Source organism: Rhodoferax sp. GW822-FHT04A08, from assembly GCF_058801025.1.
In genome coordinates this window covers 773,790-786,123 of record NZ_JBXAMW010000001.1, presented here as the reverse complement: position 1 = coordinate 786,123, position 12,334 = coordinate 773,790, and the positions used below count along the sequence as shown (strand labels likewise).

10 protein-coding genes are annotated in these 12,334 nt (G+C 60.6%); 5 read left to right on the top strand and 5 right to left on the bottom strand.

The window, feature by feature from the left end:
* Positions 1-2 precede the first annotated feature (2 nt).
* Complete coding sequence (gene rsxB, locus AC1RMF_RS03670) at positions 3-671, top strand: electron transport complex subunit RsxB (RefSeq protein ID WP_493139608.1); 669 nt, start codon at positions 3-5, stop codon at positions 669-671.
* Here the strand turns inward: rsxB and AC1RMF_RS03665 are convergent.
* From AC1RMF_RS03665 to scpA, 5 genes are all read right to left on the bottom strand, one after another.
* On the bottom strand, positions 668-1,156 hold the full coding sequence (locus AC1RMF_RS03665; RefSeq protein ID WP_493139606.1) for a VOC family protein: 489 nt from the start codon (positions 1,154-1,156) through the stop codon (positions 668-670). The two genes, rsxB and AC1RMF_RS03665, sit on opposite strands and share 4 nt — an antisense overlap.
* Positions 1,157-3,205: an acetyl-CoA carboxylase biotin carboxylase subunit gene (locus AC1RMF_RS03660; RefSeq protein WP_493139604.1), complete on the bottom strand. Its 2,049-nt coding sequence runs from the start codon at positions 3,203-3,205 to the stop codon at positions 1,157-1,159.
* Between the two features lie 179 nt (positions 3,206-3,384).
* Positions 3,385-4,917, bottom strand: a complete 1,533-nt coding sequence (locus tag AC1RMF_RS03655) for an acyl-CoA carboxylase subunit beta (protein WP_342617307.1) — start codon at positions 4,915-4,917, stop codon at positions 3,385-3,387.
* A gap of 24 nt (positions 4,918-4,941) precedes the next feature.
* On the bottom strand, positions 4,942-5,997 hold the full coding sequence (meaB, locus tag AC1RMF_RS03650) for a methylmalonyl Co-A mutase-associated GTPase MeaB (RefSeq protein WP_493139602.1): 1,056 nt from the start codon (positions 5,995-5,997) through the stop codon (positions 4,942-4,944).
* Between the two features lie 23 nt (positions 5,998-6,020).
* Positions 6,021-8,198, bottom strand: a complete 2,178-nt coding sequence (gene scpA, locus AC1RMF_RS03645) for a methylmalonyl-CoA mutase (protein ID WP_493139600.1) — start codon at positions 8,196-8,198, stop codon at positions 6,021-6,023.
* A 127-nt stretch (positions 8,199-8,325) separates the two neighbouring features.
* Between scpA and AC1RMF_RS03640 the strand changes: the two genes are divergently transcribed.
* The 4 genes from AC1RMF_RS03640 (at position 8,326) to AC1RMF_RS03625 (ending at position 12,185) form a co-directional block, all read left to right on the top strand.
* Positions 8,326-8,997, top strand: coding sequence for a GntR family transcriptional regulator (locus tag AC1RMF_RS03640; RefSeq protein ID WP_342617304.1), 672 nt, complete (start codon positions 8,326-8,328; stop codon positions 8,995-8,997).
* A 619-nt stretch (positions 8,998-9,616) separates the two neighbouring features.
* The gene (locus AC1RMF_RS03635; protein ID WP_493139598.1) at positions 9,617-10,222 is read left to right on the top strand and encodes a TetR/AcrR family transcriptional regulator; all 606 of its coding nucleotides are present in this window, start codon (positions 9,617-9,619) and stop codon (positions 10,220-10,222) included.
* Between the two features lie 107 nt (positions 10,223-10,329).
* Positions 10,330-11,187: an oxidoreductase gene (locus AC1RMF_RS03630; protein ID WP_493139596.1), complete on the top strand. Its 858-nt coding sequence runs from the start codon at positions 10,330-10,332 to the stop codon at positions 11,185-11,187.
* Entirely contained in the window at positions 11,184-12,185 is a 1,002-nt protein-coding gene (locus AC1RMF_RS03625; protein ID WP_493139594.1) for an NADP-dependent oxidoreductase, read from the top strand. The genes AC1RMF_RS03630 and AC1RMF_RS03625 overlap by 4 nt, the downstream gene beginning before the upstream one ends.
* Positions 12,186-12,334: the final 149 nt, after the last annotated feature.

Here is a 12,334-nt window from a genome sequence, read left to right as displayed (position 1 = left end):
CGATGGACGGTGTGAACAACCCGCTGTGCGGGCGCATCCATGACGTCCTTCCACAAACCCAGTGCAAGCGCTGCGGCTACCCCGATTGCCTGGGTTACGCGCAGGCAGTTGCTTCTGGTGAGGCAGATATCAATCAATGTCCGCCCGGTGGCAGCGAGGGCGTACTACGTCTGTCCACCCTGACTGGTCGTCCAGTCAAGCCGATTGACCCTGACTTCGGTGCAGAGGGCCCGCGCACCGTGGCGTTCATTGACGAAGACTGGTGCATTGGCTGCACGCTGTGCATAGACGCCTGCCCGGTGGATGCCATTGTGGGTACGAACAAGCGCATGCATACGGTGATCGAGCCAGTGTGCACGGGTTGCGAACTATGCCTTCCGGTGTGCCCCGTAGATTGCATCCTGCTGGAAAACGTAAGCGGTGAAGCTACGGGCTGGGAGGCCTGGTCCGCGCCTCAGGCGCAAGCAGCGCGCCAGCGTTACGAAGCCAGAACCTCGCGCTTGGAACGCGAAGCCGAAGAGCACCAGCAACGGCTGGTGGTCAAGGCGGAACTCAAGTTGTCGGACCTGGCTGCGCACTCCCAGCACACCGACCCCGTGGTGCTCGACAAGAAGCGCGCCATCATCGAGGCAGCGTTGGCGCGCGCCCGCGCCAAACGCCAGCAAGGCTAGACGCTGGGGCCTGGAAAGGCCAGTTGCGAGAAGGCCTTAACGACCTCGGGCGGTGCCTGTACCAGCTCGATCAACACGCCCTCGCCAGCAATCGGAAACTCCTCGCTGGCCTTGGGGTGCAGAAAGCAGATGTCAAAGCCGGCAGCGCCCTTGCGGATGCCCCCCGGCGCGAAACGCACGCCGTGTGCCATAAGCCATTCCACGGCGGTAGGCAGGTCGTCAATCCACAGGCCGATGTGGTTGAGTGGCGTGGCATGGACCGCGGGTTTTTTGTCCGGGTCCATGGGTTGCATCAAGTCCACTTCCACCTTGAAAGGTCCGGCGCCGATAGCGCAGATGTCTTCATCCACGTTCTCTTTTTCGCTCTGGAACGTGCCGGTCACTTGCAGGCCCAGCATGTCCACCCAAAGCTTTTGCAGCCGCTTCTTGTCCGGCCCACCAATGGCAATCTGCTGGACCCCCAGCACCTGAAAGGGGCGTTTCATTTAGACGAACTCCACAATGGCCTGGTCGACCGACAGGCTCTCACCCTTGCCAGCGAGAACCTTGCCGACAACGCCGTCTGCCGCAGCAAACAGCACGTTTTCCATCTTCATGGCTTCGATCACGGCCACGCGCTCACCGGCCTGCACCTTCTGGCCAGGCACCACGGCCACATCCACCAGCAAGCCGGGCATGGGCGAGAGCACAAAGCGGCTCATGTCCGGTGGTGCCTTGAACGGCATCAGCGCATGCAGCTCGGCCCAGCGTGGTGCCATCACCATCACGTCCACCCGAGTGCCGTTGTGCTGCACACGCAGGGCCAGCGGGTTGGTGGGCGTGCCACGCTCCACCTGGGCGGTGAAGGGCACGCCGTTGACGGTACCTTCGACACGGATTTCGTTGATGCGCGTGTGGCTCTGAATGGCGTAGGTGTCTTTGCCAACGCGCAGACGGGCAGAACCTGTTTCCCCGTCGTAGCCCTCCACGTGCACCGGGGTGTATGTGGATTTGCCGTCGGTAGACAGTGTGACCACGGTGTAGCTCTTGCCTTCGCTCACCGCATAGCCCGGCAACTGACCGCTCATGGAAGCAGCGCGCTCCCGTGATTTGCGGCGCACGAACGCAGCCAGGGCCAGCAGGAAGTTGGAGTCATCGTGCGGCACGTCTTCCGCAAAGAATCCCTTGCTGTAGTGCTCTGCAATGAAGCCGGTATTGAAGTCGCCGGTGACGAACTTGGGGTGAGCCAGCAAGGCCGACTGGAACGGAATGTTGCTCGACACACCGCGGATCACGAAACCGTTGAGCGCCTCACGCATCTTGGCAATGGCCTCCTTGCGGTCCTTGCCGTGCACGATCAGCTTGGCGATCATGGAGTCGTAGTACATGGGGATTTCGCCGCCATCCTGCACGCCGGTATCCACACGCACGCCCAGCAAATGCTCGATGTCCCCCTGGAACATGGTCTGCTCAGGTGGCAAGAAGCGCACCAGACGGCCCGTGGACGGCAGGAAGTTGCGGAACGGGTCTTCGGCGTTGATGCGGCACTCGATGGCCCAGCCATTACGCTTCACGTCCGCCTGCGTCAGCGGCAGCTTCTCACCCGCCGCCACACGGATCATCAGTTCCACCAAGTCCAGGCCGGTAATGGCCTCGGTTACCGGGTGTTCCACCTGCAGGCGGGTGTTCATCTCCAGGAAGTAGAAGCTCTGGTCCTTGCCGACCACGAACTCTACGGTGCCGGCGCTTTGGTACTTCACTGCCTTGGCCAGTGCCACGGCCTGCTCGCCCATGGCCTTGCGGGTGGCGTCGCTGATGAAAGGCGATGGCGCCTCTTCAATCACCTTCTGGTGGCGGCGCTGGATGGAGCATTCCCGCTCGTTAAGGTACAGCACGTTGCCGTGCGCATCGCCGATGAGCTGGATTTCGATGTGGCGCGGTTCTTCCACAAACTTTTCGATGAACACACGGTCATCGCCAAAACTGTTGCGTGCCTCGTTGCGGCAGCTGGTAAAGCCCTCCAGCGCCTCCTTGTCATTCCAGGCCACACGCAGACCCTTGCCACCGCCACCGGCGCTGGCCTTGATCATGACCGGGTAGCCAATGCCCTTGGCAATCTCCACCGCCTTCTCAGGCGACTCGATGGCATCGTTCACACCGGGGATGCAGTTCACGCCGGCTGCGCCCGCCAGCTTCTTGGATTCGATCTTGTCGCCCATGGCGGCGATCGAATAATGCTTGGGGCCGATGAAGGCAATGCCCTCCTCTTCCACCCGCTTGGAGAACTCGGCGTTCTCGCTCAGGAAGCCGTAGCCCGGGTGCACCGCCTGCGCACCGGTCTGCTTGCAGGCGGCAATGATCTTTTCGGCCTGTAGATAACTCTCACGGCTAGGTGCCGGACCAATGTGCACGGCCTCGTCAGCCAGCAGCACATGGCGCGCGTCGCGGTCCGCATCGGAATACACCGCCACGGTTTTGATGCCCATCTTGCGGGCGGTGGCGATGACGCGGCAAGCGATTTCGCCGCGGTTTGCAATCAATATCTTGGTAAACACTTGGTGTCTCCTAACAATGTGTATCTGGCGTCTGTCTTAGTTTGGGCGAGCCCCTACCAACCGGATCGGGCTGCCCGAACGTTTTGCGTAGGTAAAGGAGGAGCCCGAAAGGCGGGGGACACGGAGCAAAATGCTCGGGTAGCCCAATCCTGCGAGAGAAGAGTGCGTTTCCATACAACTCACAATGGAATATTGCCGTGCTTGCGCCACGGGTTTTCCAGTTTCTTGTCCTTGAGCATCACCAGCGAGCGGCAGATGCGTTTGCGCGTCTCGTGCGGCAGGATCACGTCGTCGATGAAGCCGCGCGCGCCCGCCACAAACGGGTTGGCAAAGCGGGCCTTGTATTCGGCTTCCTTGGCAGCGAGCTTCTCGGGGTCGCCCTTGTCTTCACGGAAGATGATTTCCACTGCGCCCTTGGCACCCATCACCGCGATTTCGGCGTTGGGCCAGGCGAAGTTCACGTCACCGCGCAAATGCTTGGAGCTCATCACGTCGTAGGCGCCGCCGTAGGCCTTGCGGGTGATGACAGTGATCTTGGGCACCGTGCATTCGGCATAGGCGTAAAGCAGCTTGGCGCCGTGCTTGATGATGCCGCCGTACTCTTGCGTGGTTCCGGGCATGAAGCCGGGCACGTCCACGAAGGTAATCACGGGAATGTTGAACGCATCGCAGAAGCGCACAAAGCGTGCGGCCTTGATAGAGCTCTTGATGTCCAGGCAACCCGCCAGCACCAGCGGCTGGTTGGCGACGATGCCCACAGTCTGGCCATCCATGCGGGCAAAGCCGATCAGGATATTCTTGGCGTACTCGGGCTGGATCTCGAAGAAGTCGCCATCGTCCACGGTCTTGACGATGAGTTCCTTCATGTCATAGGCCTTGTTGGGATTGTCCGGCACCAGGGTGTCCAAGCTCTTGTCCTGGCGGTCGCTGGGGTCACCGCTCTTGCGCACGGGCGGCTTCTCGCGGTTGGACAAGGGCAGGTAGTTGTAGAGGCGGCGCAGCATCAGCAGCGCTTCCACATCATTCTCAAACGCCAGATCGGCCACACCGCTCTTGGTGGTGTGGGTCACGGCGCCGCCCAGTTCCTCGGCCGTCACCTCTTCGTGCGTCACGGTCTTCACCACTTCGGGGCCGGTCACGAACATGTAGGAGCTGTCCTTGACCATGAAGATGAAGTCAGTCATGGCGGGCGAATACACCGCGCCACCTGCGGACGGACCCATGATCATGCTGATTTGCGGAATGACGCCGCTGGCCATCACATTGCGCTGGAACACATCGGCGTAGCCGCCCAGAGACGCCACGCCTTCCTGGATACGTGCGCCACCCGAGTCGTTGAGGCCGATCACCGGTGCGCCGACCTTCATGGCCTGGTCCATCACCTTGCAAATCTTTTCCGCATGGGATTCGCTCAGTGCACCACCAAACACGGTGAAGTCCTGGCTGAACACAAACACGAGGCGGCCATTGATCATGCCGTAGCCGGTCACCACGCCGTCGCCGGGAATCTTGTTGTCGGCCATGCCGAAGTCCACGCAGCGGTGTTCCACAAACATGTCCCATTCTTCAAAAGTGCCTTCGTCCAGCAGCACTTCGATGCGCTCGCGCGCCGTGAGCTTTCCCTTCTTGTGCTGTGCGTCGATGCGCTTTTGGCCACCGCCCAGGCGCGCGAGCTCGCGCTTGGCTTCGAGTTGTTCCAGGATATCGTGCATGGTTTCCTTCTTTCTGGTCTCTGTCTAAAGGGTTGCTGGCGGCGTGCTGGTGGCAAGCGCGGCCAGTAAATTGCGAGCTGCGGTACTGGCGGCCATCTGGCCGGACTGCACTGCAGCGGTAAATGCAGGCAGCTGCGCACGCACTGCCGGGTTGTTCTTGAAAGACTGCTTGAGGCCCGCGTCAATGCGCTCCCACATCCACGCCAGCGCCTGGTGCTGGCGGCGGCTGGCGAATTGGCCATTGGCGGTTTGGAGGCGCTGGAAAGAGCTGACCGCTTCCCAAAAGGCGTCCAGCCCCAGCCCCTGCAGCGCGCTGAGGCGGATCACCTGCGGGTGCCAATACTTGTCACTGTGCGGGTCGTGCGGATTGCCGTTGAGGCCCAGCAAACGCAGGCTGGATGTGATTTGCGCTTGCGCCCGCATGGCAGCGTCAGCGTCAATGTCGGCCTTGTTGATCACCACCAGGTCGGCCAGCTCCATCACGCCCTTCTTGATGGCCTGCAGATCGTCACCCGCATTGGGCAACTGCATCAGCACAAACATGTCGGTCATGCCCTGCACTGCCGTTTCGCTCTGGCCCACACCCACGGTTTCCACAATCACGATGTCAAAGCCTGCGGCCTCACACACCAGCATGGCCTCACGGGTCTTCTCGGCCACGCCACCCAGTGTGCCGCTGGATGGGCTGGGCCGGATGTAGGCGCGCTCGTGCATGGAAAGCTTCTCCATGCGCGTCTTGTCCCCCAGGATGGAGCCGCCGGACAACGAGCTGCTCGGGTCCACCGCCAGCACCGCCACGCGATGGCCTTTGTCTATCAGGTACAAGCCCAGCGCTTCGATGAAGGTGCTCTTGCCCACACCGGGCACGCCACTGATGCCCAGACGCAGCGACCTGCCGCTGTGGGGTAGCAACTCGGTCAGCAAGGCATCCGCCTGCGCACGATGGTCCGCACGGGTGGATTCCAGCAAGGTGATGGCCTTGGCAATGGCGCGGCGCTGCAGCGCACCCGTTGCCTGCACCACTTCGCCGGCCCGCAACGCTGCACGCGCGTCAGGAGCGGTCACAGAATCAGCAGCCATCCACATTGCCTCGGGTTCGCCGCTCAGGCGGTTGCCAAGGCCTTCTTGATGTTGTCGAGCACGTCGCGTGCGCTGGCAGGGATGGGCGTACCTGGGCCATAGATGCCCTTGACGCCGGCTTGGTACAGGAAGTCGTAGTCCTGGCGCGGAATCACACCGCCTACAAACACGATGATGTCATCCGCGCCCTGTTTCTTGAGTTCGGCAATGATGGCCGGCACCAGCGTCTTGTGGCCTGCTGCCAGCGTGGAGACGCCAACCGCATGTACATCGTTCTCGATGGCCTGGCGGGCGCATTCTTCGGGCGTCTGAAACAGCGGGCCCATGTCCACATCGAAGCCCAGGTCGGCAAAGGCGGTAGCCACCACCTTGGCACCGCGGTCGTGACCGTCCTGACCCAGCTTGCTGATCATCACGCGGGGACGACGGCCCTGCTCTTCTGCGAAGGCGGCAATGTCTGTCTTGAGTTGGTCCCAGAATTCCATGGTGTCCCCTTGGGTGCTATCGTACGCCGCTGCATACACCCCCGTCACCTTTTGCGTGTCGGCGCGGTGGCGGCCGAAGGCCTTTTCCAGCGCGTCGCTGACTTCGCCGACCGTCGCGCGCAGGCGAATGGCCTTGATGGAGAGGTCCAGCAGATTGCCGGTGTTGCTTTCAGCAGCCTGTGTCAACGCGGCCAGTGCTTGCAGCACCTTGGCGCTGTCGCGGCTGGCGCGGATGGCTTTCAGGCGAGCGATCTGGCCATCGCGCACGGCCACATTGTCGATGTCGCGCGCCTCGATGGTGTCTTCGGTCTTGAGCTTGTATTTGTTCACGCCCACGATGACATCGCGGCCGGAGTCAATGCGCGCCTGCTTGTCGGCAGCAGCGGCTTCGATCTTGAGCTTGGCCCAGCCGGAGTCCACGGCCTTGGTCATGCCGCCCATGGCCTCCACTTCTTCGATGATCTTCCACGCGGCATCGGCCATGTCCTGCGTCAGCTTCTCCATCATGTAGCTACCGGCCCAGGGGTCGATCACATTGGTGATGTGGGTCTCTTCCTGGATGATGAGCTGGGTGTTGCGGGCAATGCGCGCGCTGAACTCGGTGGGCAGCGCGATGGCTTCGTCAAAGCTGTTGGTATGCAGGGATTGGGTTCCGCCAAACACCGCTGCCATGGCTTCGATGGTGGTACGCACCACGTTGTTGTAGGGGTCCTGCTCGGTGAGCGACCAACCGGACGTCTGGCAGTGCGTGCGCAGCATCAGGCTCTTGGGGTTCTTGGCATCGAAACCCTTCATGATGCGGCACCACAGCAGGCGGGCTGCGCGCATCTTGGCCACTTCCAGATAGAAGTTCATGCCAATGGCCCAGAAGAAGGACAAACGCCCTGCAAACTCATCCACATCCAGACCGGACGCGATAGCCGTCTTCACATATTCCTTGCCGTCGGCCAGGGTGAATGCAAGTTCCAACGCCTGGTTGGCACCGGCTTCCTGCATGTGGTAACCCGAAATGGAAATCGAGTTGAACTTGGGCATGTTCTTGGCGGTGTAGCCAATGATGTCGCCGATGATGCGCATGCTCGGTGCCGGCGGGTAGATGTAGGTGTTGCGCACCATGAACTCTTTCAGAATGTCGTTCTGAATCGTTCCGGAAAGCTTGTCCTGCGAGACGCCCTGCTCTTCTGCCGCCACCACGTAACCGGCCAGCACAGGTAGCACGGCACCGTTCATGGTCATGGAGACCGATACCTTGTCCAGCGGAATTTCGTTGAACAGGATCTTCATGTCTTCGACTGAATCAATGGCTACGCCAGCCTTGCCGACGTCACCGGTCACGCGCGGATGGTCCGAGTCATAGCCACGATGGGTGGCCAGGTCGAAAGCCACGCTCACGCCCTGACCACCTGCCGCCAGTGCCTTTCTGTAGAAGGCATTGCTCTCCTCGGCCGTCGAAAAACCTGCGTACTGGCGGATGGTCCAGGGCCGCACCGCGTACATGGTGGCCTGCGGTCCACGCAAATAAGGCTCAAAACCGGGCAGCGTGTCGGCGTGCTTCAGGTCCGCCGTGTCAGCCGCTGTGTACAAGGGCTTGACCGCAATCCCGTCGGGCGTGATCCAGTTCAAAGCGTCCACATTGCCGCCGGGCGCGGACTTGGCGGCGGCTTTGGCCCAGGCGTCCAGCGTGGCGGTCTTGAATTCGGGGTTTTTGTCAGTCATGGCGGTCATCGTGGTCAATGGGTCAGGCCGCCAGGACAAATCCTGGGTGGCCCGGAGGGCTGCTGGGAGTTTACATTATTCATAATTATAAATTCAAAATATGTGTTTTGGCTTACAATCCATGCCCATGCCAGCCGCCTCCTCTGCCTCCCTCGCCAACAAATCGCTCGCGCCCCGCCCGCTGTATGAAGAAGTGGCCGAGCTGCTTCGCCAGCGCATTTTCAAACGCGAGCTGGAGCCTGGCAACTGGATTGACGAACTAAAAATCGCCGACGAATACGGCATCAGCCGCACCCCGCTGCGTGAGGCATTGAAGGTGCTGGCCGCAGAAGGCCTGGTGACCATGAAGGTGCGCCGCGGCGCCTATGTGACCGAAGTTTCCAAGAACGACCTCGCCGACGTCTACCACCTGCTCAGCCTGCTGGAGAGCGACGCGGCGGGCGTGGTTGCCACCAAAGCCACCGACGCCGAGCTGGCCGAACTGCAAAAGCTGCACAAGGCGCTGGAAGCTGCCGCCAAACCTGGCAAGGCCAACACCGACCAGTTCTTCGCACTGAACGAACAGTTTCACATGCGCCTGCTGGCCATCGCCAACAACCGCTGGCGCGACCAGATGGTGGCCGACCTGCGCAAGGTCATGAAGCTCAACCGCCACAACTCCCTGCTCAAGACCGGCCGCATCGCCGAGTCACTGGCCGAACACCAAGCCATCGTGGCCGCGCTGCTGGCGCGGGACGCAACCCTCACGCAGCAGCGGATGCGGGAGCATTTTGCTAATGGGTTGGAGGCGGCGGAGTAATTCGGTAAGCGCCAATTTCCCCCCTCTTGCAAAGTTGTGTATTCCGGTAGAACTGCTCATCAGCGGCGGTACTGATTGACAATTTGGAGTCTCGGTACTTGCGATCTTTGACCGCAGATGTGATTAACGCTTTAGACAGAAATTCGACCCACACCGCTCTCCAAAACTGGGCTCGAACGAGAAGACTGCCTTGTTAGGGCGTACCGGCATGATCGGCAGTATCCTCTGCCTCGCTCTTTTGTTTCTTTGTCGGCACCACCCGCCGTTCACTGCACTTCACCAGCGCAGTTCCGCCAACAGCCTCATCCATCATTTCGTCACCCACCAAAGCATTCCTCGCATTCACCCTTGAGACCCCTCCGATCACCAGCCAGAGGAGCCGTCATGACCATCACCTGTTTCAATTCGCTACGAAATCGACCCGCTCAAGAAAGACCAGTTCACGGCCTATGCTGAAAACTGGGCCATCATCATTCCCCGCCGGGTTGGGCATTTGCTGGGGCGCAAACACCTAGCGGGCCTGCTGCCTTCGGTTAACGCGCTTTGATCTGCAAAGGCATTTCGCGGGTGTAAGAGCATTCCCCAACTCACTCGGTTGCACGAACTCAATTTGTTTTGTATGATACACATCATGCGAAATAGAAATCCCAACACCAGAGCAGCAGCCAAGGAAGCCTCCCACGAGCGCATCGTGTCGGTGGCCGCACGGGCGATCCGCCGAAGCGGCTATGACGGTACGGGTGTTGCCGACATCATGAAAGAAGCGGGCCTGACGCATGGCGCCTTTTATGCCCACTTTGCGTCCCGCGAAGCCATGCTGGCAGAGGCTGCAGGGCGGGCGTGTGCAGAGTCCGCTGCTGCTGCCGCGGATGCAGTGGCGCATGTGCCGCCCAAAAAGGCGTTGGAAACCATACTGAACGCCTACCTCTCCAAAGCGCACCTGGACAATGCAGAGTTAGGCTGTCCGCTGGCGGCACTGGGTTCTGAAACGGCGCGTCAGGTGCCCGAAGTGCGCAGGGTCGCAACGCGGCATATCAAGGAAATGGTTGACCTGCTCGCCCGCCAGTCGCCAGACTGGGGGCAGCCTGGCGCCCACGAACGAGCCCTTGTCACGATCTCCACCATGGTCGGCGCCCTGCTGTTGGCGCGCGCAGTCGATGAGCCGGATCTGGCTGAAAGCCTGCTTGACGCCTCACGCAAGCATCTGACCCACACCGCTCACTAAACCCACTTTTGAATGTCGCTCATACGTCCTGCCTATTCGTTCGATTTTAAATATGATGATTATCATACGAAACTGCTAATTCCACCCACCATTGAAGGAGAAACGTGATGAATACAAACAGCAACGACCAAAGGAATGGGGGCAAGGTTGCCCTCGTAACGGGTGCCTCGTCGGGCATCGGTCAGGCTACTGCAGAGCTGTTGGCGAAGGCTGGCTACACGGTTTATGGCACGAGCCGCCGCGGCGGCAAAGTTGCCGGGAAGACGTTCGAGATGCTGTCGCTCGACGTGACCAGCGATGAGTCCGTCGATGCCGCCGTGCAGACGCTGATACAGCGAGAGGGACGCATCGATTTGCTCGTCAACAACGCGGGCTTCGGAGTTGCGCCTGCGGGCGCAGAGGAAAGCTCTATTGCGCAAACCAAGTCAATTTTTGACACGAATTTTTTCGGGATCGTGCGGATGACGCGCGCTGTGCTGCCGCATATGCGCGCGCAGGGCGCGGGACGCATCATCAACATCGGCTCGGTCCTGGGTTTTCTGCCAATGCCTTACGGCGCACTGTATGCCGCAACAAAGCATGCGATCGAAGGCTATTCCGAGTCGCTGGACCATGAGCTGCGCACGCGGGGCATCCGGGTCTCGGTGATCGAGCCTGCGTACACCAAGACGCCCTTCGATGCGAACTTTCTGGAACCCGATGCCAAGCTCGACGCATACAGCGAAGTTCGCGCCGCCGTGAGCGAGCGCGTGAAGGAAGTGATGGCCACGGCGGATCTTCCGGGTGTCGTGGCCGAGGTAGTGCTGAAAGCAGCCAATGCTGCTCACCCGAAGCTCCGCTACACCGCAGGCGGGCTTGCAAGCCGCTTGCGGCTGCTGCGCAGATTTGCACCTGCGGGCATGGTGGATGCCGGAATTCGGAAAGATTTGCGGCTCGACGTCGCACATGCGGGGCAAACACCATGAAAGCATTCGCCGTTGATCGCTATGGAAAAAAGGGGGCGTTGCGCCTGGCGGATTTGCCAATACCGGAGCTGCGCGATGACGAGGTCCTGGTTGAGGTACATGCCGCTGGTGTGAATCTGTTGGACAGCAAGATCAAGAGCGGTGAGTTCAAGCTCATCCTGCCCTATCGCCTGCCGCTGGTCCTTGGCCACGACGTGGCAGGAGTGGTCGTGCAGGTCGGTCCGCACGTGCAACAGTTCAAATTGGGCGACGAAGTGTATGCGCGGACGGATGATTTTCGGATCGGCACGTTTGCGGAATTTGTGCCCGTCAAAGAGACGTCCCTGGCGTTGAAACCCAAGGGCCTGACGATGGAGGAAGCCGCTTCCATCCCCCTGGTGGGTCTGACGGCCTGGCAGGCACTGGTGGAAAAAGCCAAGCTAAAGAAGGGGCAGAAGGTCTTTATCCAGGCAGGCTCAGGTGGCGTGGGGACTTTTGCCATCCAGTTGGCCAAGCATCTGGGCGCCACGGTTGCGACCACGACGAGCACGGGCAATGTCGCCCTCGTCAAGGGTCTGGGCGCAGACGTCGCGGTCGATTACAAGACTCAAGACTTTGAGGATGCCCTGCGTGACTACGACGTGGTGCTGCACAGTCAGGACAACAAGACGCTGCTGAAGTCTCTGCGTGTGCTCAAGCCCGGTGGAAAACTCATCTCCATATCCGGGCCACCTGATCCCGCATTCGGCCAGGAAATCAAAGCCCCCGGGTTCGTCCGATTGGTCTTGCGGATGCTGAGTTCGGGCGTCCGGCGCAAAGCGAAGAGCCTCGGGATTGACTACGCGTTCCTCTTCATGAAGGCAAACGGAAGCCAACTGCGGGAGATCACCCGAATCATCGAGGCTGGGGCCATACGCCCGGTTGTGGATCGGTTGTTCCCTTTCGCAGAAACCAATGCCGCCGTGGCCTACGTCGAGGCAGGCCGCGCAAAGGGCAAGGTTGTCATCAAGCTCAGGTAAATCCGGTTCAGCATCAGGATAGGACTGTTGGCGCCACAATGTTTTTTTCAAGGCTGGGCCCGGCACGATGCGAATGCCAGCCGACAAACAGCAGATTCGGTTCGCGCGGGTCTTCTGTAGGCCGCGCCACCGGCGTGCCCTTCTTTAAA

Coding starts and splice junctions, on each gene's coding strand:
- rsxB (WP_493139608.1), top strand. CDS start 3: ATGGACGGTGTGAACAACCCGCTGTGCGGGCGCATCCATGACGTCCTT.
- AC1RMF_RS03665 (WP_493139606.1), bottom strand. CDS start 1,156: ATGAAACGCCCCTTTCAGGTGCTGGGGGTCCAGCAGATTGCCATTGGT.
- AC1RMF_RS03655 (WP_342617307.1), bottom strand. CDS start 4,917: ATGCACGATATCCTGGAACAACTCGAAGCCAAGCGCGAGCTCGCGCGC.
- meaB (WP_493139602.1), bottom strand. CDS start 5,997: ATGGCTGCTGATTCTGTGACCGCTCCTGACGCGCGTGCAGCGTTGCGG.
- scpA (WP_493139600.1), bottom strand. CDS start 8,198: ATGACTGACAAAAACCCCGAATTCAAGACCGCCACGCTGGACGCCTGG.
- AC1RMF_RS03640 (WP_342617304.1), top strand. CDS start 8,326: ATGCCAGCCGCCTCCTCTGCCTCCCTCGCCAACAAATCGCTCGCGCCC.
- AC1RMF_RS03635 (WP_493139598.1), top strand. CDS start 9,617: ATGATACACATCATGCGAAATAGAAATCCCAACACCAGAGCAGCAGCC.
- AC1RMF_RS03630 (WP_493139596.1), top strand. CDS start 10,330: ATGAATACAAACAGCAACGACCAAAGGAATGGGGGCAAGGTTGCCCTC.
- AC1RMF_RS03625 (WP_493139594.1), top strand. CDS start 11,184: ATGAAAGCATTCGCCGTTGATCGCTATGGAAAAAAGGGGGCGTTGCGC.